The sequence below is a fragment of the Rhizobium sp. WYCCWR 11152 genome, assembly GCF_013087615.1.
In the GTDB taxonomy this organism is placed as follows: domain Bacteria; phylum Pseudomonadota; class Alphaproteobacteria; order Rhizobiales; family Rhizobiaceae; genus Rhizobium; species Rhizobium indicum.
Window position 1 is genome coordinate 165,570 of sequence record NZ_JABFCP010000003.1, and the last position, 22,447, is coordinate 188,016.

Sequence of the window (22,447 nt, forward strand, 5' to 3'; positions counted from 1 at the left end):
CCCAGCGGCTCAGTCGACGCGTTTTCCTTCGCCGTCGAACACGTGCAGATATTGGGCCGGGAAGGCCACATTGACCTTCGGACCTGCCTTCAGCGCTTCGCGGTTCAGCGTGAAGATCTTAAACGGCAGACCATGCAGGGCAAGGTGCAGGATGATGCCGAAGCCCGTGGGCTCGACGAGTTCCACATCCGCGGCAAGCCCCGCCCCGCCATCGCTCATCAGCACATGCTCCGGACGGATGCCGAGCGTCACCTTTGCGCCGTCGACAAGCGGCAAAGGCTTTGCAAGCGGCACGATCGTGCCGTCCTTCAGCTTCACGCCGCCGGCATCATAGGTGGCCTCGAGGAAATTCATCCCCGGCGAGCCGATGAAGCCGGCAACGAAGAGATTGGCGGGGTGGTCGTAGAGTTCCAGGGGACTGCCGACCTGCTGGACCACCCCGCCATGCATGGCGACGATCCGGTCCGCCAGCGTCATTGCCTCGATCTGGTCGTGGGTCACGTAGATCGAGGTCGCCTTCAGGTCGCCATGCAGTTTCTTGATTTCGGCGCGCATCTGTTCGCGCAGGCGCGCATCGAGGTTGGATAGCGGTTCGTCGAACAGGAAGGCCTTCGGCTGGCGCACGATGGCGCGGCCCATGGCGACGCGCTGTCGCTGGCCGCCGGAAAGCGCCTTCGGCCTGCGTTCGAGCAGCGGATCGAGGCCGAGTTTGGCGGCGGCTGCAGCCACCGCACTGGTGATTTTCTCCTTCGCCACCTTCCGCAGCCTGAGGCTGTAGCTCATATTGCCGGCGACGTTCATATGCGGGTAAAGCGCATAGGACTGGAACACCATGGCGATGTCGCGATCCTTGGGATGCAGCTCGTTTACCCTATTGCCGGCGATGCGTATCTCGCCTGATGTGACCTCCTCCAACCCGGCGATCATCCGCAGCAGCGTGGACTTGCCGCAGCCGGACGGGCCGACGAGCACGACGAATTCGCCGTCCTGGATTTCCAGGTTGACGCCGTGCAGCACCTGCACATGGCCATAGGCTTTGCGGATATTCTGGATATCGATCGATGCCATTTGTTTAACCCTTGACCGCGCCGGCCGTCAGGCCCTGGACGAGATAGCGCTGGATGAGCAGGAAGAAGAGGCCGGCCGGAATGAGCGCCATGACGCCCGCCGCCATCATCTGCCCGAAATCCACCGAGAATTTCGAAACAAAAGTGAGAAGGCCGACGGGGAAGGTCGCAGCGTCATTGCCGTTGATCAGCATCAGCGCGAAGAGCAGTTCGCTCCAGGCGGCGGTGAAGACGAAACCGAGTGTGGCGGCGATCCCCGGCAGCGTCAGCGGCAGGATGATCTGGCGAAACGCCGTGAACTGCGTCGCCCCGTCGATCTTCGCCGCCTCTTCGAGATCCCTCGGGATGCCGTCGAAGAATGACTGCATCAGGAAGGTGGCGAAAGGCACGTTGAAGGCAGTGTAGACGATGACGAGCCCGGTCAGGCTGTTGGTCAGATGCAGCGGCGACAGGATCTTGAAGATCGGCGCCACCAGCATGACCAGCGGGAACATCTGGGTCAGCAGCATCAGGGCGACGATCCAGTACTTTGCCCGGAAATTGAAGCGCGACAGCGCGTAGCCGGACAGCGAGGCGCAGATCGTCACGGTGACGGCCGTCGAGGCCGAGACGATCAGGCTGTTCTTGAAGAAAGTCGGAAAGGCGCTGTGCCTCAGCACGAAAGCATAATGATCCCATGTCGTGCGCGACGGCCACATGCGCACCCCTTCGCTATAGAGCAGGTCGTTCGGCGTCACCGACACCTTGAGCAGCCAGAACAGCGGAAAGAGCGCGAAGGCGATGTAGCAGAGGATCGCCAGACGGTGTGCGATGGTGGGAATGACGGATCGTCTCATGATCTCAATCCTTGTTCAGCAACGTCTGCCGGAGCAGGATGATCAGCATCGAATAGGCAAGCAGCAGTACGAGCAGCACCAGCGCGATCGCCGACGCATAACCGAAATCGAGCCGCCTGAAGGCTGTCGTGAAGATGTAACTGGCGACGATCTGCGTCCGGTCCGCCGGCCCGCCATTGGTCATGACGACGATGAGATCGGCGAAATTGGAAATCCACACGGTGCGCAGCAGCACGGTGATGGCGATCGTCGGCGCCAGAAACGGCAGGGTGATCGAGCGGAAGCGCTGGAACCAGCCGGCGCCGTCGATCGATGCCGCCTCATAGAGATCGCGCGGGATCGCCTGCAGCGCCGCAAGCAGCGTGATGGCGAAGAAGGGAATGCCCCACCAGACATTGGCGACGATCGGTCCCCACATCGCATAATTGGGATCGGAGAGGATATTGCCCGGCTCATGCATCAGCCCGAGCGCGAAGAGCCAGTGCGGGATCGGCCCGATGACGGGATTGAACAGCCAGGCCCAGTTGAGGCCGGCGAGAAAGGATGGCACGGCCCAGGGCAGGAAGACCAGCGCCTGCGCGATTGCCCTGCCCTTAAAGGGCTTGTCGAGCAGCAGCGCCAGGATCAGCCCGAAGACGAACTGCAGGACGACGGAGGCGCCGGTCCACCACAGCGTGTTCCGCAACGCCCCGTAGAAGGCGGCATCGCCGGAAAGCTCGCGGAAGTGATCGAGCCCGATGAAGCCGCCGGAAAATGGATTGAGCAGCTGGATATCGCGGAAGGCGTAGGAAATGCCGACGGTCAGCGGCACCAGCATCACCGCAATGATCAGGATCAGCGACGGCGCGCTGTAGAGATAGGGCTCCGAAGCATCGGCAACGCGACGCAGCCATGGCCTGCGGTCGCGACGCATGTCGAGCGTATCGGCGGAAATGGTCATCAGCCAGAAGTTCCCATTCGCGGCGTTCAGGCGCCGTCTGTGTCATCAAAAAAGCGGCGGCGGCCTGTTCTGAGGCCGCCGCCGTCGATCCGTCGCTTATTTCTTGGCGAGGAACTTCTGCTGCGCCTTGGTGAGGTATTCCGCCCACTGGTCGGCCAGATCCTTCGCCGAGATATCGCCGAGCAATGCCTGCTGCGAGGTCTTGATCGCCAGCGAATCTTTGAAGAAGGCGAATTCCTCGAGGTAGGTCGGCATGACCGTTGGTACCGTGTTCGGGTCCGCCAGTTCCTCGAACCAGCCCTTGAACTGGTCACCGGCGTAGAAGGGATCCTTCTCGGCCGCCGTATAGGCCGGCAGGGCGCCGATGCGCTTGTTCCACTCGATATTGCCTTCTGGCCCTTCGAGGGTGGCGATCAGCTTCCAGGAGAGGTCCTTGTTGCCGCTAGTCGTGAACATCGACCAGCCGCCGTAGCCGATCGTCGGGAAGGACTTGCCGTCGGGGCCCTTCGGCAGCGGCATGACGCCGAAATCCTCCTTCTTCATGCGTTCGGCGATGGCGATCAGCGCATCCGGATCCTGATCGAGGAAAGCGCAGGTGCCGGAATAGAAGCCGGCGACGACTTCGTTGAAGCCCCAGTTGACGCTGTCCTTCGGCGCATAGCCCTTCTTGTAGAGATCGACCATCCATTCGATGCCCTTGGCCCAGCCTGGGCTGTTCATCGTGGAGGTGCCGTCGTCGTTGAAGTACTTGTTCGACCCGGCCATCGAGGCGGCGAAGATCATCCAGCCATTGAGGCCGCCCGCTCCGCCGCGCATGCAGTAGCCGTATTTGCCGGACAGTTTGGAAACCTTCTCCGAAGCGGCGGTGAATTCTTCCATCGTCTTCGGCGGCGCGGCGACGCCAGCTTCGGCAAGCAGCTTCTTGTTGTAGAACATCGCCCTGAGATAGAAGCCGTAGGGCAGCATATAGGCAGTGTTCTTGACGTCGCGGCCGAGTTCGAGCGCGCGCGGCGTCAGCTCCTTGGTGTGCTCCCACTTTTCGAGGTAGGGCTCCAGGCTCTCGAGCATGCCGTTATTGGCATAGAGCGATAGCCAGGTATCGGGCATTTCCATCACATCGGGCACGTCGCCGGCGGATACCATGGTCGCGAACTTCTGGAACGCTTCGTTCCAGGGCAGCGAGATGATGTCGACCTTGGTGCCGGGATTGGCGGCTTCGAATTTGCCGACGATCGATTTCAGCGTTTCGGTGCGCTCCGGGCTGGTGATCACTTCGACAAGCTTGAGCGTGGTATCGGCAAAGGCCGTGCCCGCCATCATCGAAGCAAAGAGCGTCGAGATTATTAGTTTTTTCATGGATCAGTTCCCCCTTGTTAGGTTTCTCTCGGGTTTCAGGATTGTGAGGCGGCGGCGAGCGCCTCCTCGATATCTCTCCACAGAGCCTCGGTTCCTTCGAGGCCGACATGGAGACGTACGGATCGCGCATGGATGCCGAAGGCATGTGCGGAATTCGGCTGTGCCTTCTGCTGAAGCACCACCTCGCCCGGTACGATCAGGCTTTCATGTCCACCCCAGCTTACGCCCAGTTTGAAGAGCTTGAGGTGATCGGCGAAGGCGCGGATATCGACGCCTTCGCGGAATATGAAGGAAAACAGACCCGAGGTGCCGTTGAGCCCGGTGGGCAGACGGTTGGCGAGCCCCGGATGGCAGACTGCCTCCACCACGTCGAGCTTCTGCAGGCGCCTGGCGATTTCGAGAGCGGATGCCTCGTGGGCCCGCATGCGCAGCGGCAGCGTGCGCAACCCGCGGATCAGGAGCCAGGCGTCGAACGGCGAAAGCTTGCCGCCGAGATAAGGATAGGCCTCTGCCTTGACGCGCGCAATCATCGCCTTCGAGCCGGCGATGACGCCCGCCACCACATCGCTGTGGCCACCGAGATATTTCGAGGCCGAATGAATGACGAGGTCGACGCCGAGCGTCAGCGGCCGCTGGAAGAACGGGCTCGCCCAGCTGTTGTCGATCATCGAGACGGCGCCATGTTGTCTGGCGAGTGCTGCGAGCGCGCCGACGTCATGCGCCTCCATCACCCAGCTCGTCGGGCTTTCCATGTAGAACAGTTTGGCGCCGGGCAGCGCCTGGGCGACCGCTTCCTCGTCGCGCCCGTCGACATAGGTCACCTCGATCTTCATCCGCTTCAGGATGGTGCCGAACAGCCGGAAGGCATCGGGATAGACATGTTTGACGGCAACGATGCGGTCGCCCGGCTCGACGAAGCTCAGCACCGCCGACGAGATCGCCGCCATGCCGCTGGCAAAGCCCAGCGCATCCTCCGCACCTTCGAGCTTGGCGAGAATTTCCTCGAAGGCACGCACCGTCGGGTTCAGGCCGCGTGTATAGATCGGCCGCACCTTCTCGCCGCGATAGGAGGCGATCATGTCGTCATAATCGGAAAAGGTGAAAAGCGACGTCTGGAAAATCGGCGGCACGACGGCGTCGGCGAAGTTGCCTTCGTCATGCGCGGTGATGAGGGAAGCAAGATCGAACGGTTCTGCGCCGTTGCTCATTTGGACATTTCCTTGATGTCTTCCTCGACGATATCGAGAATTTTCAATGTTTCGGCGCGCGCCGCCTCGGGATCCCCGGCAGCGATCGCGTCGAAAAGGGTGCGGTGAAAGGGAAAGGACCGGCGCGCGAAATCCTGCCGGTCGAACGGATGCTCCCAGAAGCGCTCAAAGGTCTCGCGCATCTGCTCGAGAAGCTGGCGAAACAGCGGATTGTGGGTGGCGTCGTAGACGGCGAGATGGAAGGCCAGATCCTCCGGCCCGGAGGTGCCCTTCTCCAAGTGCACACGCTCCATCGCGTTCAGCTTTTCCTCGATGACGACGAGGTCCGTGCTCGTGCGCCGCCGCGCCGCGACCATGCCTGCCTCGCATTCGATGCCACGGCGAACCTCCAGCGTCTGCAGCAGCACGTCGCGCAGGTGAACCGTGTCGAACGACAGCGGCATGTGGATCGTCGCTCTGGAAACCGGTTTCAGCAGATAAGTGCCGCTGCCCTTGCGCGTTTCGATGACGCCGAGCGCCTGGAAGTGGCGGATCGCCTCGCGGATGGTCGAGCGGCCGACTGCAAGGGCCGCCATCAGCTCGCGCTCGGCCGGGAGCCGATCGCCCGCCTTCAACCGTGCCTCCTCGACATAATCCGCCAGCGCATCGGTCACCTGACGCGCGCGGTCCATGACCGGAAGCGGCCGGATCACTGGCCTGTCGCTACTATTTGCCTTCATGGTTCCCCATTTTCTTATCAGGCAGTCAGCCTCTAGAATTGGTCTGACATCTTAGCATTTATCAAAGAGCGAAAGACGTCAAGGGGTGTTTGTTCGTAGGTTGGCCCGCCGCTCCACAATTCCCTTTGCACCTTCGAAACGGTCTCGAAAATACCTCGACACGCGATGTGGTTGGCCTGCCGGACGGCGCCGTGGTCAAAGTCTCTTTGATATCCGGAGCCGCAGATGCAGGCGCACCAGCGCCAGTAGATGCCGTCAGTCCCCGAGGCGGCACCCGGTGGCGCTTACTGCAGACACGCCGTGGAACCGGCTCTCTCTTCAGGTGTTCCTCTCGATCAGCAGGGAGCTTTCAAATGACCTACGTCGCATCGCCAAGCTACGACCGTAACGACGCCAGCCGCGCGTCGAACCTTCGTCAGTGTCTCGAGACTGCCAGACACCACCTCGATGAGACTTCGCGCAACTCGGAAACAGAGAAAATCGAAACGCTCGTGGCTTCCGCCATCGAGGCGGGTTGGGAGGAGGATGAGGTGCGCGAGGCACTGAGCGCCGGCGACGAGCAAGGAAACAAGATGCCGGAGCACAAACCACCCGTCCCAACGATCGGCGTGGTCCCTTCGTCATCTTTCTGACAAGTGGCGGACGCTAGCGCGATCCTGGCAATCGGCGAGATTTCCGTTTATCTCGCCGTGTGATCACCTGTGCGGATAGCCAATCGCCACCACTCGGGCACCGAGTGGTGATACACCAGGCACGCTCAAGACGCTCCACGTCCGGCAAGACCAAAGCGCGCAGAAGCGGCCCGCGCGGCGTCCGATCTCCTGGCTGGAGGCCGGTTGGCAAGAAGACCCGTCCAACCCGCCGGTGTGATCCTCTCTCCAGCAAACCATCTGACTGTGGCCTGACAATTGTCGGCGCCGACCTAGTTAGTCACCGACGGCCGGGGATGGCGGCCGTCGGGCTTTTGAAAACTCGAAATCAACGACAAGAGGATCAGTTGATGAAAAGGACGTTCCTATATTATTGCGCTTTGATATCTGCGCTGGCGGCGATGACAGCTTCCATTGTCGCCGCGCCCGCTCTCGCCGAAGAGTTTGTTGCTTCGCAGAGCAAGACGGTCGTTGAAACCAACAAGGGCAGTCTCGTCGGGGCACTCGACGATGGCATCTACAGCTATCTTGGCGTTCCCTATGCTCATGCCGACCGCTTCATGCCGGCTGAAGAGGTCGCGCCTTGGAAAGGCATCCGTCCCGCAGTCACCTATGGCGAGAACTGCTTCATCCCCCGCATGAAGGAAGTGGCCGGCGACGAACTCTTCAATCCGCACCGCTATCTGCCGATGAGCGAAGCCTGCCAGTTCCTGAACATCTGGACGCCTGCGATCAAGGACAGAAAGAAACGGCCGGTCATGGTCTGGATCCATGGCGGCGGCTTCACCAATGGCTCCGGCATCGAGCTGACCTCGTATGACGGCCACAATCTGAGCAAGGACGGCGACGTTGTTGTCGTCACCCTCAACCACCGGCTCAATGTGCTCGGCTTCCTCGACCTTTCCGCCTACGGAGAGAAATACAAACGGTCGGGCAATGCCAGCGTCACCGATCTCGTCGCTGCGCTGAAATGGGTCCACGAAAATGCCGAAGCCTTCGGCGGCGATCCCGGCAACGTGACGATTTTCGGCCAGTCCGGTGGCGGCTACAAGGTGCGCGCCCTGATGGGGACGCCGTCCGCGAAGGGCCTCTTCCAGAAGGCCATCGTCCAGAGCGGCTCGCGGACCGACTCCGTCATCGATCAGGGGTCCTCGCGGAAGGTGGCCGAACTGACGCTTGCCAATCTCGGTCTCAAGGCTGAGGAAATCGACAAGCTTGCCGACGTCGACTACTACGATCTCCTTGCCGCAGCCGACAAGGCCATCAAGGACGCGACCGCCCAAGGCGCGAAGGACGCCCGTTATGCACCCGTTCAGGATGGCGACTATATTCCGGCGAACCCGGTCGGGACAGAGTGGGTCGACCAGGCCAAGGACATTCCCCTGATGGTCGGGAACACCCTCAACGAGTTCGAGACGGTGATCAGTCACAAGGCGGGCGAGCTTTTTGCCGACAACAAGAACAACTGGGACGAAGACAAGTCTCAGGCCAAGCTGAAGGAGCGCTTCGCCGACAAGGCCGACGCGGTCGGCAAGGCATTCATGGCCGCCTACCCCGAGAAAAAGACCGCCGACGCCTATTTCCTCGATCTGCGCTTCCGGCCGGGAGCCATCCGTGATCTCGACCTGAAGGCAAAGCAGAACGGGGCTCCAGTCTACTCCTACATGTTCGCCTACGAGTCACCCGTCCTGGATGGCATTGCCATGGCCTGGCATTGTGCGGAACTGCCCTACGTGTTTGCGAACGCCGCGCTGGTCAAGACGTCAACCGGCGGTGGCAGCGACGCCCTGACGCTTTCCAAAAAGGTGAGCCAAGCCTGGGTCAACTTCGCGCGCAACGGCAAGCCGAGCGCCGAGGGCTTGCCCGACTGGCCGGCCTACACAACCGACAAACCAGCGACCATGGTTCTCGACAAGGAGCCCCGCGTGGCGGTCGATCTCGATCGCAAGCTGCTGCAGGCGGCGGGCGCACTCTAGCGCCAATTGCAGGGATTGGACGTACGGCGCCGGGCGACATCGACCCGGCCGGCGCCGGCCTGCCTCGCGGCAAAGGCGTCTATTCTTCGCCAACATCTGCCGCCTTCAAGATCCCCCAATCCGAGATCCGATCCAGCGGACGAAGAGCGAAGCAGGTGGGCCGAGCCGTTTGAAACTCCGCGCAACGAGCCAATAGGCGCCGTGAGGAATGGCAAGATCGAAGAGCCGAAGCAGCCGACCCGTCTCGATCTCATCCGCGGCGAAGATCTCGTCCATCAGCGCTATGCCCTGCCCGCGCAGGACCGCCTGCATCACCAGGCCGCCATCGGCATAGATCGGTCCCCGCGCCGTCTCTGGGATGGCGGTGCCAGCAGCTTCGAACCAGCGCGACCACACGTCCCGATTTTCCTCGTGCAGCAGCGTATGGCGCAGAATGTCGTCCGGCTGCTTGATCGCCGGCCCGGCCTCGACCAAGGCGGGCGCTGCCACGGCTATCATGCTGACATCGGCGAGATGCTCGCTCTCGGCCCTTGGCCAGGCGGTCGCGACCGCGCTGTGGCGGATGGCGATCTCGGCTTGGCCGCTGCGGAACTCGACGAGGCGCGGATCGGAGTCAATCGTCACCTCGATGTCGGGATGCCTCTTGCGAAATTCCGGCAGGCGGGGAACCAGCCAGCAGGCCGCGAAGGAGGGTTCCGCGCTGATCGTCACCGCTGCCGTTGCCGGCCGGCTGCGGATTTCTTCCAGGCCTTCGTCGATCCGGTCGAAGGATAACGTCAAGATCGCCAGCAGCTTGTTGCCCGAGGCGGTCAGGTGGACGCCGCGATGGCGGCGCTCGAAGAGGGCTTCGCCCAGCAACGTCTCCAGCTCGCGGATCTGCCGGCTGACCGCCGCCTGCGAGATGAACAGCTCCTGCGCCGCCAGCGTGAAGCTCTCGAGACGGCCGGCGACCTCGAAACTCCGCAAAGCCGTCAATGGCAGGCCTCCGCGCTTCATCCATAACCTCAAGTCATTCGAGGCCGACGATAAGCTCGTTTGAAGGCGGGAGGCAAGAGGCGGCAAATGATCGCGAAGGAGAGATATCGATGCGCAGGCGGATATTCGAGATCATATTGAACGTCATCCGGCTGGTGACGTTTCAGCCATGGCCAGGTGAAAGCGCCGGCCGAAGTGGCGACGACGACAGCACCCATTGTCGCCATGACATCAGCCCGGCACCGGTTCCAGATCGATCAGCGCCTTGATCGGCAGGTGGTCGGAGGCGATGCGCGCCAATGGCGTGTCATGCGCTTCCACCTCCGAAATGATCCCCTTGCGGTTGGCGATGATCCGGTCGAGCGCCAGAAGCGGCAGGCCGGCAGGGAAACTCGGGACGGCGGGCGGCAGCGGTCCGAAGGCGGATTGGAAGGTGTTGAGCGAAGAACGGTCGCCGAGCCGCCATTCGTTGAGGTCCCCCAGCAGGATGGTCGGCATCTCGTGCCTGTTATTGATCAGTTCGACCAGCATGCGGGCCTGCTGGGCTCTGCTATGGCGCAGCAATCCGAAATGCGCGGCGATGATGCGCAGCACCCCGCCCTTCTCGAGTTCGATCTCGGCAACGAGCGCGCCGCGCGGCTCCAGCCCCGGCAGCTTGACCTGATGCACGTCATGCACCAGCCCCTTCTTGAAGAGCACGACATTGCCGTGCCAGCCATGCGCCTTCGCCATGCCGGCAACCGGCACCGCGATCAGCCCCGTCTCCCGCTCCAGCCGCCCGAGATCGAGAATGCCGGTGCGCTCGCCAAAGCGCGTGTCGGCCTCCTGCAGCGCGATCACGTCGGCACCGATTTCATGGATGACGCGGCTGGTGCGCTCCGGATCGAAGCGGCGGTCGGTGCCGATGCACTTGTGCACGTTGTAGGAGGCGATCAGCGTTCCGGCGCTGCGCGGCCTTGTCTCCGTATAGGCCGCGTCGAGCCGCTTTTTCCTGCTCCTGATCGAGGCGAGAATGCTGGCGGGAAGGCTGTCTTTTCTGGCGTGCATCGGCAGGCGCACTTGTTCCGTTGATCGAAAAGCTTGTCACAGCAGTATAGGCAGGCAAGCCGAACTTGCCACGTCCGATCACAAAAAATCCGTCAGAGATAGGGAGACCCTAGCCATAGCACCTTCTCGAGCAGCCGCACCGCGAAGGGTCGCGCCTGCAGCCCCTCAAGCGTCACCGGCGTCGCCGTTTTCAGGGTTTCCTCGATATGCTCGTCGATCTCGGCGGCGAAGCCCTCGTTCAGCACTTCGAGATCGACCTCGAAATTCAGCCGCAGCGAGCGCGGGTCGAGATTGGAGGAGCCGACATAGGCCCAGGTGCCGTCGATCGTCAGCAGCTTCGAATGGCTGAAGCTGCCGGTGGAGCGCCAGATGCGGCAGTAGTTCTTGAGGATCTGGTCGAATTGCGCCGTCATCGCCCGGTCGACCAGCACGAGGTTGTTGACCGCAGGCACGACGATATCGACTTCGACGCCGCGCCGCGCCGCCGTCACCAGGGCGCTGATGAGTTCACGGTCCGGCAGGAAATAGGGCGACATGATGCGGATCGATTGGCGCGCCACGGAAAAGGCGCCCATCAGCATCTTATGGTTGGTCTCGACGCTGCGGTCCGGGCCGGAGGCGACGACGCGCATCAGGATGGGATCGCCGGGGCTGCGCTGCGGCGGTTCGATGCGCCAGGGCTCGTCGTTCAACAACTCCTGCGTGGAGAAGCGCCAGTCTTCGGCGGCGAGGTCGAAGAGGTCGGCCACGACAGGGCCGGTGACGCTGAAATGCGTGTCGTGAGCAAAGCTCTCGCCTGTTGCCTCCTCGCTGAAGCCCGCCCTGATGTTCATTCCCCCCGTCAGCGCAATTTTCCCGTCGACGATCAGGATCTTGCGGTGGGTGCGCAGATTGGCATAGGGCAGCCGCAAGCCCATGATGACATTGCCGTTGAAGACGGCAACGGTGACGCCGCCTTCCCTCAGATGGCCGAGAATGCTCGGCACCGAATAACGCGCACCGACCGCGTCGATCAGCACCCGGACCTCCACACCACGCCTGACCGCCGCAATCAGCGCATCGGCGATGCGAAGACCGACAGCGTCGCGGTCGAAAATATAGGTTTCAAGCAGGATGCTGCGCGTTGCCTCGTCGATGGCGGTCTTCATCGCCGCATAGGCCTCGTCGCCGGTTTCCAGCACATCGATCGTATTGCCTGAAGTCAGCGGATTGCGCGTCACCCGGTCGCCCAGCGTCTGCAGCGCCGCAAAGCGGCGGCCGAACTGACTGATCACCGTCTCGGCCTCGGCGTCGAAGGTCTCCAACTCGTCGAATTCGGCCGCAAGCAGCAGCGCGTCACGGCGGACGCTCAACGATTTGCGGCGGATGCGGTTGATGCCGGCAATCGCATAGAGTACCGCGCCGATGATCGGAGACAGAATGATAACGCCGACCCAGCCGATCGCGGCACGCACTTCCTCCTTGGTCATGGCGGCATGGATCGCCGCCGCGGCCCCCATGGCGATCGAGACGACAAAGAGGATATGCGGCCAGTAGGTCGACAGGAGATAGAACATCGCTGGCGAATATAGCCGCGAAACGCCGGCGTTCAATCGCGCCGCCGCTCTCCCATGACGCGAATTTTTTCGCCGTGACCATTTTGCCGGCCCGGGACCGCGAGAATGCGCCGAAAGCTATCCCCCTCCTGTCCATTTGAAAGCGCGCTGCCCATTCCATTGCGGGAACGATGCCGGCACGGATCGATTGATCCCGAGGAGACTGAGGATCGCCATCATGAACATAGCCGCAAACGTCGGTCCGGCCTTGGCGCTCGAAGTGGCGGATGCCGTCAAGCACTTCAAGTTCACGCCGCGCGGCAAACGGCGGCTGCAAACCGAATGCCGGCGAGATCAGGCGTTGCGCCTGGTGGCTCGGCGCCGAGCTCAGCATCCTGCAGCCGAAGCTCGTCGTCACGCTCGGTGCTACCGCGCTTTATGCGCTGCTCGGGCCGAAGGTGAAGCTGACGCCGGAGCGCGGCCATATCCTGCATCCGGAAAACCGCTTGCGCATCCGCGACGAAGCGGAGCAGCGCCGGGATTTCGTCTCAGATCTGCACAAGGCGGTGGAGTTTCGGTCCCCAGTGAAGGCCGATTCTCAACCCTAATATGCTGCGATGCGAAATATTTCAGGTTGCGGCGCGATTTCGCTTGAAAGAGCTCCCCTCCTCTGGAACCATCCAAGAAGTATCGCGTTCGAACGACGGCATCATGTGACTGGAGATCAGCGATGGCAGAAACTCGGGAAGAGTGGATCAAAAAACGTGCATACACCCTCTGGGAAGAAGAGGGTTATCCGACAGGGCGAGAGTCCATCCATTGGGAACAGGCACGACACGAGCGCGACGCGCTCGAGGGCTCGGCTGCGTCTCCCAACGGCAAAGAGGTCAAGCCCAAGGCGAAGCGCACTGCGACGGGCGCCAAGACGAATGGCGTGGTCACGCCGGCGCCGAAGCGCACCGCGAGCCGCAAGACCGCGTCCTGAACACTAGAATACTGAGCATCTCGATTAAAAAGGGCGTCGGCTCGACGCCCTTGATCCTTTTTGTCATATGCCTGAATTGGTTGTGCGATATTGAATTGCAGGGGTGGGCTTCCATGCGGGGGTGAACAGAGGCCGGATGACGCTGCAAGCTTTGAGGCTTCCAAAAAAAGTTGAGCCTTGCCCCGATAACGGGGAACAAGAAGATACGATGACTGTTTATGGCGGGACGAGGAAGTTGCCATGAACGACGGTCATACCGAAATCATCTTTTTAGCCAGCAACCGCGTGTCGACTGCGATCGTGTGAGGGATGGAGATGTCGCTCCTCATCATCGCCGCGCTACTCTACCTCGGTCTCGCGCTCGGGTTCATCCTTGTCGTCGACAATCTCGTCGGGCTGGTTTTCCGCGATCCGCGCGCACCGGTGCAACTGGTCTCCGTCTACATCGGCCGCGCCTTCGCCGCATCGCAGAAACTCTATCGAAAATAACAGCCTGCAGGCGGCCGTCCGCTGACTGCTAAAAGTGTGGAACGCCCGGCAGTTAAGGATATTTCGACCGCGCCCTTTCCCTCCTATCGGAAGCCTCTATGTTGACGGTTTGGAAGGGCTGACCCCCGAGGTGGCCAACTACACCGGTGCGCGGACGACAAGGAAGCGATTTTGAATGGGAAGCGTCGGGAACGGCTGGCCGAGAGGCGGCGGCGAAATCGGCGAATTGTTACGGCATCCGGCTTTCCACGCCGTTGGTCTCGGTCCGGTCGAAAGCTGGCCTGCGTCTCTCAAGCATATCGCCGAAATGGTGTTGAATTCCCGCCAGCCCAAATTCGTCGCCTGGGGTCCGGAGCTCGCTTTTCTCTACAATGACGCCTACGTGCCTGTTTTCCCGCAGCGCCATCCCGACGCACTCGGAAGACCCTTCCGCGAGGTCTGGGCGGATATCTGGGAACAGTTTTCGCCGATCGTCGCCAGCACACTGGAAGGCAGCTCGCAGCTCTTCAAAGAGCTGCTCATTCCGATGCGCCGCGACGGCCGCACCGAGGACACCTGGTTCACCTTCTCCTACACGCCGCTGCGCGACGATGACGGCAAGGTCGCCGGCATCCTCTGCGCGGCCCTTGATGTCAGCGACCAGGTGTCGGCCAAGCGCGGCGAACAGACGGCGCTGGAAGAATTGCGCGCGAAATCGGAGGCGCTTGCGGTCGTCAACCGGGCGGGTGCCGCGGTCACCGCCGAGCCCAGTGTCGAACGCCTCACCCAGATTGTCGTCGATGCCGGCGTGACGCTGACCGGCGCCGAATTCGGCGCCTTCTTCTACAATGTCGACGATGGCGAGGGCGGCAGCTACATGCTCTATGCGCTCTCCGGTGTCGATCGGAAGAACTTCGAGAAATTCCCGATGCCGCGCAATACCAAGGTCTTCGCGCCGACCTTCGACGGCGACGGCATCGTGCGCTCCGACGACATCCTGCTCGACCCGCGCTACGGGCAGAATACGCCGCACTCAGGCATGCCGAAGGGGCATCTGCCGGTCAGAAGCTATCTTGCCGTGCCGGTGAAATCACGCGACGGAAGCGTCATCGGCGGCTTGTTCTTCGGTCACGGCCAGCCCGGCCGTTTTTCCGAAGCGGCCGAGGCGAGCCTCGTCAGCCTCGCCGGCCAATCGGCCGTCGCGATCGACAATATCCGGCTCTTCCGTGCCGCTAAAGTCGAAATCGACCAGCGCCGCGACATGGAAGATCAGCTGCGGAAACTCAACGAAATGCTCGAGGTCCGCGTCGCGGCCGAGATCGCCGAACGCCAGCAGGCCGAAGCAGCACTGCAGCAGTCGCAGAAGATGGAATCGATCGGCAAGCTCACCGGCGGAGTCGCCCATGACTTCAACAATCTGCTGCAGGTGATCTCAGGCAATCTGCAGCTTCTCGGCAAGGATGTGGCAGATAGCGGCCGGGGTAAGGAACGCATTTCCAACGCGCTTGCCGCCGTCGAACGCGGCTCGCGGCTGGCAAGCCAGCTGCTCGCCTTCGGCCGCCGCCAGCCGCTGGAACCGAAGGTCATCAACATCGGCCGTCTCGTCACCGGCATGGACGACATGCTGCGCCGCGCGCTCGGCGAGGAGATCGAAGTCGAGACCATGGTCTCCGGCGGCCTTTGGAACACCTTCGCCGATCCGACCCAGATCGAGAACGCACTGCTCAACCTTGCGATCAACGCCCGCGACGCAATGGATGGCGCCGGCAAGCTGACGATCGAGGTCGGTAACGCTTTTCTCGACGATTCCTACAGCCGCACCCATCCTGAAGTCACCGCCGGCCAATATGTCGTGCTCGCCGTGACCGATACCGGCGCCGGCATGACGCAGGAGGTGATGGAGCAGGCCTTCGAGCCCTTCTTCTCGACGAAACCGGAAGGCAAGGGCACCGGTCTCGGCCTGTCGATGGTCTATGGCTTCGTCAAGCAATCCGGCGGCCACGTGAAGATCTACAGCGAGATCGGCGAAGGCACGACCGTCAAGCTCTACCTGACCCGTTCGTTCCGAAGCGAGGATCGCGTCACGGCCGCCGACAGCGTACCGGCAGCCGGGGGCACGGAAACCATTCTTGTCGCCGAGGACGATGAGGGTGTGCGCGCCACCGTCGTCGAGATGCTGTCAGATCTCGGCTACTATGTGCTGAAGGCCAAGGATGCGCAAAGCGCGCTCACCGTGATCGAAAGCGGCGCCCATATCGATCTGCTCTTTACCGATGTCGTCATGCCCGGGCCGTTGCGGAGCCCGGAGCTTGCGCGCATGGCGCGCGAGCGTCTGCCTGACATCGCCGTACTCTACACATCGGGCTATACCGAAAATTCAATCGTCCATGGCGGCAGGCTCGATCCCGGCCTCGAACTGCTCTCCAAGCCCTATACGCGTGAGGAACTCGCCCGCAAGATCCGCCACGTGCTTACTATCAGGACGCAACGCCGCCAAGCGCCGAGCGATGCCGCAGTGGTCGTTCCCAAACATCCCGAGATCGCCCGTGAAAAGCTGAAGCTGCTGCTTGTGGAAGACGACGCCTTCATCCGTATGGATACTGCCGAGATTCTGCAGGATCTCGGCTATGACGTCATCGAAGCTGATAGTGGCGAAAGGGGCGTGGAAATCCTCGGACACACCATTGTCGACATCATCGTCGCCGATGTCGGCCTGCCCGGCATGTCGGGTCAGGTCTTTGCCGCCAAGGCCCGCGAAGCCTTTCCGTCGGTCGGCCTGGTCTTTGCCACCGGCAACAGCAGCCTGCCGGATGCAAACCGTCTCCCCGGCTCGGTGCTGCTGTCGAAACCCTTCAGCAGCACGGCGCTCGACCAGGCGGTCAAGAACGCCGTCCAGCAGCGGCCTGGCGCCTAGAGTATCTCTGTTCTTTGCTGTAACTTCTGCTTTATGCGTCGGCGCCGTCGAACTCGGGATATTTGCGCATCAGATCCACCTCGCTGGTGCAGCTGTCGTCGCGCGCCGTCAGTTCGATCGAGAGCGTGTCGGCAGGATCGAGCCAGCCATCACCGTGGTGGCTGCCGCTATCGTGATAGACGGGAATGCGCGCACCGCTCTGACTGACCAGCACGGCATCCCGCTCGAAGCCCCTCTGCAACAGCCAGTCACGCGGCGCCATCAGGCGGATGTCGACCTCGTAGGAACGCCCCTTCCCTTGCTTGAGGCTGACGGTATAGGTGACCGGCGATACCTGGCCGTTCACGTCGATCGCGCCGTTTCCATCGGCTTTGACGATGTGTTTTTCCATGTTCTCGGCTCCTTCTTATGTGCGGCCCGTGTGCAGGCTTTCCCATCGGAAACCTGATAAAATCGGCTTTTGTTCCCGAATCCGGGGCTTGCAAGCCATGCCCGCGGCCGGAACTTTTGGGCTCCGTACCGGTTCAATCCCTTTGCAAACCGACCGCCAACCAAGGATCGACAGCCGGTGGCTTGCCGCCGACCGCATCCGGTAAAAGGATTTTCGACATGGCCAAATCGAAGAAGAAATGGTCGCAGGACGTCACCGAACACAGTGATGCGATGGACCTGAAGGAAGGCGTGTTCAAATCGGACGATCCGAAGAAGATTGCCCGCTCCGTCAAGCACTCTGCCGATGAGAGCGATCGCCGCAAGTCGAGCCCTTATCGCGCCGCCATGTCGATGCTGACCTTCTACATCAATCGCGCCGGCGAACAGCTGACGAAAAAGCGGCGTGGCACCCTTGAAAAGGCCAAGGACGAACTGCGAAAAGACTTCGGTCGTCAACCGAAAGATTGAGCGCTATGGCATACGAACTTTATTATTGGGACGGCATTCAAGGCCGCGGCGAATTCGTGCGGCTGGCGTTGGAAGAAGCCGGCGCCGACTATATCGACATCACCCGCCAGCCCGGGCGCGGCACCGGCGCCATGTTCGACATTATGGAGAGCGAAAGCGAACCACACATTCCCTTTGCCCCGCCCTTCCTGAAGGACGGCGAGCTCATTGTCCCGCATGTCGCCAACATCCTGTTTTATCTCGGTCCGAAGCTCGGCCTTGCGCCTAAGGATGAAGGCCTTCGCCACGTCGTCAACGGCCTGCAGCTGACCGTCACCGATTTCGTCGCCGAAGCGCACGATACGCACCACCCGATCGATATGTCGCTCTACTATGAGGACCAGAAGCCAGAGGCGAAAGCCCGCTCGGCCGCTTTCATTCGCGACCGCATTCCAAAATTCCTCGGCTATTTCGAGCGGGTGCTGCGGCAGAACCCGAAAGGCGCCAACCATATGGTCGGCGATGCGCTCACCTATGTCGACCTCTCGCTCTTCCAGGTGATCGCCGGTCTGAGCTATGCCTTTCCGAAGGCCATGACGAACAGCAAAGCGGAATATCCCGCCCTGCTGGCGCTGCATGATGCGGTGGCGAAACGTCCGAACATCGCCCGCTATCTCGCCTCCAACCGCCGCCTCGCCTTCAACGAGGAAGGGATTTTCAGGCACTATCCTGAGCTCGACGGTGCGGGCTGAATTAAGAGCCGTTCATTCGAGCGGCACCGCCGCATCGAAGAAATTTCCCCACGGGTCTCTCGGCTGGGTCTCCAACCGTTGCGGCACGTTTCCGAGCGTGAAAGCGGCGGGACCGCTCACCTCGTTCAATTCCGACCAATCCAGCGGCATCGAAACCGGCGCACCCGATCGCGCCCGCGTCGAATAGGCCGCGACTGCCGTGTTGCCGCGGCCGTTGCGGAGATAGTCGATGTAGATATGCCCACCGCGTTTTGCCTTCGTCGCGGTTGCCAGATATTTCTCCGGCGCGTCGGACGACATGCTTTCGGCCAGTGAATGGGCGAAATCCTTCACCTCCGCCCAGCCGGCCTTCGGCGCAAGCGGCGTGACCACATGCAGCCCCTTGCCGCCCGACGTCTTGACGAAGGCCGCCAGGCCACGTGCTTCCAGCCGCGTCTTCAATTCAAGCGCTGCGGTTATGACAGCGCTCCAGGTCACGTCCTCGCCGGGATCGAGGTCCATGGTGATCATGTCGGGTTTTTCCCAATCGTCGGTCGTAACGCCCCAGGGATGAATTTCGAGCACGGCCGACTGCACCAGCGCCGTAAGACCGTTGAAATCGGCAATGCGCAGCAGCTTTTCGCCGTCCGCATCCTGCGGGTCGGCGATCTCCTCGATATGCGGATTCATCCCCTTCCAGGCATGTTTCTGGAAAAACCGCTGGTGGCTTTTTATCCCGTCCGGCAGGCGCAGCAACGCCAAGGGCCGGTTGACGACATAAGGCGCCATGACCGGCCAGACCGCGGCGTAGTAATCCGCCAGCGCCTGCTTGGTCACGCCCTCGTCCGGCCAGTAGAGCCGGTCGGGATGCGTCAAGGATACGTCCGATACCTGCGGATGTCCGGGGCTCATTCTTCGATCTCGCTTGTGAGGAAATCAAGTAGCCTGTTTTCCTCGGCCCGCAAGCCCCGTAGCGGCTCGATGCCAGTCTCGACCAGCGGATGATCGTTGCCGGAGAGCGCGATGATCGCGGGATGGATATAGCTCGAGCGCGAGATCGCCGGTGTGTTGTGCAGCGCCTCGGCCGCAGCCTCCGACATCTGCTTTACCGTCGGCCGGCCGCCACTGAGGATCGCCTCGCGCGCCGCTCCGAAGGCCGCCAGCGATCCGGCCCAGGTGCGGAAGGTTTTCGCCGAAATGGGAATGCCCGATAGCTCGGCCAGATAGGCATTCAGCCGTCCGGAATCGATTGGCTTCAGCGCCCCGCTTTCATCCTTCCAGACGAAGAGCTGGCGGCCGGGCAGGTCGGCTATCTCCTCCAGGATCTTCTGCAGCCTGGGGTGCTTGAGGCTGCGCTGGACACGCTTGCCGCCCTTGGCGCGGAATTTCAGCTCGATCTGCCCGTCGACGATCTTCAGGTGCCGCTTCAGCAGCGTCGTTGCGCCATAGGTGCCGTTCTCCCTGACATAGGCCTGGTTGCCGACGCGTAAGTGCGCCTCGTCGAGCAGCGTCGTTAAAGCCGCCAGCACGCCGTTGACATCCTCCGCACCGGTGTCGAGATGCCGCAGCACGGTGCGGCGTATCCGAGGCAGGGCCCGGCCGAACTCGATCAGCTGATGGAATTTGCCCGCGCTTCGGAAGGACTGCCATTCCTTATGGTAGCGGTATTGCTTGCGCCCGCGCGCATCGAAGCCGGTCGCCTGCAGATGGCCGTTGTCGTGGAGGCAGATCCAGACATTTTCATAGGCCGGCGGCAGACCGAGCGCGCCGATGCGCGCCCGCTGCAATTCGTCGGCAAGGGTCGTGCCGTCGGGCATCACATAGCTGAAACCCTTACCCTTCCTTCGTCTGCGGATGCCTGGTTCGGTATCGCTGACATAGACGAGACCAAGGTCGGTGATGGCTTCGGCATTCATGTTCTCTGCGACCCGTTACTTGCTCCTGCGGCCGAACTGGAACCACCACCGGCGCCCGGCCTTGGTCATATCCTTCAGCGGCTCGGTCTGTCCCTCCGGCGCAAAGACGGCCACGCTCTGGGCATAGACCATGACCGGATTATCCTGATCGCGAACCTTGAAAGCATCCCTCTCCGCCCCGGTGTCGGCAATCCGCGACCATTTCGTCAGTCCATTTATCTCCGGCACGTGGAATTCGCAGTCGCCGCCGGCATTGAAGATGAGGAAGAGGTCATCCATCGTCTCGGTCTCGGGCGCATTCGCGCTCTTCGAGAGATAGACGCCGAGCACCCGCAGCTCATCATCGTTCCAGGCATCGTCATCCATGAAGCCGCCGTCCGGTCTGTACCAGGCGATCTCGATGCGGCCGTCCTCGCCGGTTTCGCCGGTCAGGAACCGCTCCTGCCGCAGAACGGGATGGGCCTTGCGGAAGGCGACTGCCTGCCGGCAGAAATCGAGGAAAGGATCGTCGAGCCCTGCCCAATCGGTCCAGCCGATTTCGTTGTCCTGGCAATAGGCGTTATTGTTGCCGTCCTGGCTGTTGCCGAGCTCGTCGCCGGCCAGGATCATCGGCACGCCCTGGGAGAGCATCAGCGTCGCCATCATGTTGCGGCGCCGCCGTGCCCGCGCGGCGTTGATATCGGCATCATCGGTCGCACCCTCGGCACCCATATTGTCGGAATGATTATCCGAATGGCCGTCCCGGTTATCCTCGCCGTTCGCCTCGTTGTGCTTGTCGTTGAAGGAGACCGTGTCCATCAGCGTGAAGCCGTCATGGGCCGACAGAAGATTGATCGAGGAGGTCGCTCCCCGGTCGGAATGGTTGAACTGCAGCGCCGAGCCGGTGACGCGCGCCGCCACCTCTGACACCATGCCGCCATCACCCTTCCAGAAACGGCGCACGTCGTCGCGGAACTTGTCGTTCCACTCGCGGAAGGGATGCGGGAAGCCGCCGACCTGATAACCGCCCTCGCCGATATCCCAGGGCTCGGCGATCAGCTTGACGCCCGATAGCATCGGATCCTGCCTTATGGCGCCGAAGAAGCCGCCCTGGCGGTCGAATTCCAGATCCTGCCGCCCGAGCGTGCTGGCGAGATCGAAGCGGAAACCGTCGATATGCATGACGCCCACCCAGTAGCGCAGGCTGTCGAGAACCATGCGCATCACCATCGGGTTGGCGACATTCAGCGTGTTGCCGGTCCCCGTCGTGTCGAAGGTATGGCGCGGATCGTCGGGGGAGAGAATGTAATAGCTCGCATTGTCGAGCCCGCGGAAGGACAGTGTCGGTCCCTTCTCACTGCCTTCGGCGGTGTGGTTATAGACCACATCCATGATGACTTCGATGCCGGCGGCATGGAACTTCTTCACCATGGTCTTGATTTCGGTGATCTTGTCGCCAGACATGTAGCGCGATTGCGGCGCGAAGAAGCCGAGTGTCTGATAGCCCCAATAATTGCGTAGGTTGTTTTCCAGGAGATAACGATCGTCGAGGAAATATTGGATCGGCAGAAGCTCGATCGCCGAGATGCCGAGCTTGACGAGATGGTCGATGATCGGATCACTACACATGCCGAGAAAGGTGCCGCGCAGCCGGTCTGGCACCTTCGGATGCGTCATCGTCAGGCCGCGCACATGCGCCTCGTAGATGATGGTATCCGGCCAGGGGCGGCGGATCGCCTCTTCACCCGCCCAGTCGAAATCAGGATCCTGCACCACGCCCTTGACCATGAAGGGCGCGCTGTCGCGCTCGTCGAAGGAAAGGTCGTCCTCGCCGATCTGATAACCGAACAGCGCGTCGTCCCATTTAAGCTCGCCCGTCACCTGTTTGGCATAGGGATCGAGCAGCAGCTTGTTCGGATTGAAGCGATGGCCGGCGGCAGGATCGTAGGGACCATGAGCGCGATAGCCGTAGACCGTGCCCGGTCCGACGCCGGCAATATAGCCGGACCAGATGTCGCCTTCGCGCTTCGGCAGCGGCAGCCGGGCGACCTCCTTCTTTCCATCAGGCGAGAAGAGGCAGAGTTCGATCTGTTCCGCATGGGCTGAAAAGATGGCGAAATGGGTGCCCGAACCAATATATTCCGCCCCGAGCTCCGGCTTGAGGAAGTCGAGTTCCGAAAATGAAAAGCTCATGGTGCCCCGCTTGGTAAAAAGACCAAGCGGATAACGTAACGGCGGTTCGAAAGTTCCCTCGTGAAAGGGAAAA

General features: G+C 61.7%; 21 protein-coding genes. 8 read left to right on the top strand and 13 right to left on the bottom strand.

Annotated elements, in window-relative coordinates; all coding sequences use genetic code 11:
• Positions 1 to 9: 9 nt before the first annotated feature.
• From ugpC to G9X67_RS03275, 6 genes are all read right to left on the bottom strand, one after another.
• Positions 10 to 1,068: a sn-glycerol-3-phosphate ABC transporter ATP-binding protein UgpC gene (gene ugpC, locus G9X67_RS03250; protein WP_171598047.1), complete on the bottom strand. Its 1,059-nt coding sequence runs from the start codon at positions 1,066 to 1,068 to the stop codon at positions 10 to 12.
• A gap of 4 nt (positions 1,069 to 1,072) precedes the next feature.
• Positions 1,073 to 1,903, bottom strand: coding sequence for a carbohydrate ABC transporter permease (locus tag G9X67_RS03255; protein WP_027665653.1), 831 nt, complete (start codon positions 1,901 to 1,903; stop codon positions 1,073 to 1,075).
• 4 nt (positions 1,904 to 1,907) lie between these two features.
• Positions 1,908 to 2,843 carry a sugar ABC transporter permease gene (locus G9X67_RS03260; protein ID WP_033183885.1) on the bottom strand — a complete coding sequence of 312 codons (936 nt, stop codon included), beginning with the start codon at positions 2,841 to 2,843 and terminating at the stop codon, positions 1,908 to 1,910.
• 96 nt (positions 2,844 to 2,939) lie between these two features.
• On the bottom strand, positions 2,940 to 4,199 hold the full coding sequence (locus G9X67_RS03265; protein ID WP_003547731.1) for a sugar ABC transporter substrate-binding protein: 1,260 nt from the start codon (positions 4,197 to 4,199) through the stop codon (positions 2,940 to 2,942).
• A 35-nt stretch (positions 4,200 to 4,234) separates the two neighbouring features.
• On the bottom strand, positions 4,235 to 5,407 hold the full coding sequence (locus G9X67_RS03270; RefSeq protein ID WP_171598048.1) for a PLP-dependent transferase: 1,173 nt from the start codon (positions 5,405 to 5,407) through the stop codon (positions 4,235 to 4,237).
• Positions 5,404 to 6,126, bottom strand: coding sequence for a FadR/GntR family transcriptional regulator (locus G9X67_RS03275; protein WP_171598049.1), 723 nt, complete (start codon positions 6,124 to 6,126; stop codon positions 5,404 to 5,406). Before G9X67_RS03275 ends, G9X67_RS03270 begins: the two co-directional genes overlap by 4 nt.
• A 353-nt stretch (positions 6,127 to 6,479) precedes the next feature.
• Between G9X67_RS03275 and G9X67_RS03280 the strand changes: the two genes are divergently transcribed.
• Together G9X67_RS03280 and G9X67_RS03285 are read left to right on the top strand one after the other, a co-directional pair.
• Positions 6,480 to 6,758: a hypothetical protein gene (locus tag G9X67_RS03280; protein WP_171598050.1), complete on the top strand. Its 279-nt coding sequence runs from the start codon at positions 6,480 to 6,482 to the stop codon at positions 6,756 to 6,758.
• Positions 6,759 to 7,177: 419 nt separating this feature from the next.
• Positions 7,178 to 8,752, top strand: coding sequence for a carboxylesterase family protein (locus G9X67_RS03285; protein WP_246705354.1), 1,575 nt, complete (start codon positions 7,178 to 7,180; stop codon positions 8,750 to 8,752).
• A gap of 105 nt (positions 8,753 to 8,857) precedes the next feature.
• On the opposite strand, the gene G9X67_RS03290 is transcribed toward G9X67_RS03285, so the two are convergent.
• From G9X67_RS03290 to G9X67_RS03300, 3 genes are all read right to left on the bottom strand, one after another.
• Positions 8,858 to 9,748: a LysR substrate-binding domain-containing protein gene (locus G9X67_RS03290; RefSeq protein WP_171598052.1), complete on the bottom strand. Its 891-nt coding sequence runs from the start codon at positions 9,746 to 9,748 to the stop codon at positions 8,858 to 8,860.
• A gap of 210 nt (positions 9,749 to 9,958) precedes the next feature.
• Positions 9,959 to 10,774, bottom strand: coding sequence for an endonuclease/exonuclease/phosphatase family protein (locus G9X67_RS03295; protein WP_171598053.1), 816 nt, complete (start codon positions 10,772 to 10,774; stop codon positions 9,959 to 9,961).
• Positions 10,775 to 10,866: 92 nt separating this feature from the next.
• Entirely contained in the window at positions 10,867 to 12,330 is a 1,464-nt protein-coding gene (locus tag G9X67_RS03300; RefSeq protein WP_138389878.1) for a phosphatidylserine/phosphatidylglycerophosphate/cardiolipin synthase family protein, read from the bottom strand.
• A gap of 266 nt (positions 12,331 to 12,596) precedes the next feature.
• On the opposite strand from G9X67_RS03300, the gene G9X67_RS03305 reads away from it, so the two are divergent.
• The 4 genes from G9X67_RS03305 (at position 12,597) to G9X67_RS03320 (ending at position 16,676) form a co-directional block, all read left to right on the top strand.
• Positions 12,597 to 12,917: a uracil-DNA glycosylase family protein gene (locus G9X67_RS03305; protein ID WP_246705355.1), complete on the top strand. Its 321-nt coding sequence runs from the start codon at positions 12,597 to 12,599 to the stop codon at positions 12,915 to 12,917.
• Between the two features lie 122 nt (positions 12,918 to 13,039).
• Positions 13,040 to 13,294 carry a DUF2934 domain-containing protein gene (locus G9X67_RS03310; RefSeq protein ID WP_171598054.1) on the top strand — a complete coding sequence of 85 codons (255 nt, stop codon included), beginning with the start codon at positions 13,040 to 13,042 and terminating at the stop codon, positions 13,292 to 13,294.
• 315 nt (positions 13,295 to 13,609) lie between these two features.
• Entirely contained in the window at positions 13,610 to 13,783 is a 174-nt protein-coding gene (locus G9X67_RS03315) for a hypothetical protein (protein WP_018071066.1), read from the top strand.
• Between the two features lie 175 nt (positions 13,784 to 13,958).
• A complete protein-coding gene (locus G9X67_RS03320; protein ID WP_171598055.1) occupies positions 13,959 to 16,676 on the top strand; it encodes a response regulator in 2,718 nt (905 codons plus the stop codon).
• Between the two features lie 31 nt (positions 16,677 to 16,707).
• On the opposite strand, the gene G9X67_RS03325 is transcribed toward G9X67_RS03320, so the two are convergent.
• The gene (locus G9X67_RS03325; RefSeq protein ID WP_171598056.1) at positions 16,708 to 17,067 is read right to left on the bottom strand and encodes a hypothetical protein; all 360 of its coding nucleotides are present in this window, start codon (positions 17,065 to 17,067) and stop codon (positions 16,708 to 16,710) included.
• A gap of 218 nt (positions 17,068 to 17,285) precedes the next feature.
• Here G9X67_RS03325 and G9X67_RS03330 point away from each other — a divergent pair, with 218 nt between their 5' ends.
• Both G9X67_RS03330 and G9X67_RS03335 read left to right on the top strand, forming a co-directional pair.
• Complete coding sequence (locus G9X67_RS03330) at positions 17,286 to 17,576, top strand: DUF3175 domain-containing protein (RefSeq protein ID WP_138389706.1); 291 nt, start codon at positions 17,286 to 17,288, stop codon at positions 17,574 to 17,576.
• Between the two features lie 5 nt (positions 17,577 to 17,581).
• Positions 17,582 to 18,307 carry a glutathione S-transferase gene (locus G9X67_RS03335; protein ID WP_171598057.1) on the top strand — a complete coding sequence of 242 codons (726 nt, stop codon included), beginning with the start codon at positions 17,582 to 17,584 and terminating at the stop codon, positions 18,305 to 18,307.
• A gap of 12 nt (positions 18,308 to 18,319) precedes the next feature.
• On the opposite strand, the gene ligD is transcribed toward G9X67_RS03335, so the two are convergent.
• The 3 genes from ligD to glgX are packed head-to-tail and all read right to left on the bottom strand — an operon-like array spanning position 18,320 to position 22,374.
• Positions 18,320 to 19,198, bottom strand: a complete 879-nt coding sequence (ligD, locus tag G9X67_RS03340) for a non-homologous end-joining DNA ligase (RefSeq protein ID WP_171598058.1) — start codon at positions 19,196 to 19,198, stop codon at positions 18,320 to 18,322.
• Entirely contained in the window at positions 19,195 to 20,202 is a 1,008-nt protein-coding gene (locus tag G9X67_RS03345) for a DNA topoisomerase IB (protein ID WP_171598059.1), read from the bottom strand. The genes ligD and G9X67_RS03345 overlap by 4 nt, the downstream gene beginning before the upstream one ends.
• A gap of 15 nt (positions 20,203 to 20,217) precedes the next feature.
• Entirely contained in the window at positions 20,218 to 22,374 is a 2,157-nt protein-coding gene (glgX, locus tag G9X67_RS03350; RefSeq protein ID WP_171598060.1) for a glycogen debranching protein GlgX, read from the bottom strand.
• Between the last annotated feature and the right edge of the window lie 73 nt (positions 22,375 to 22,447).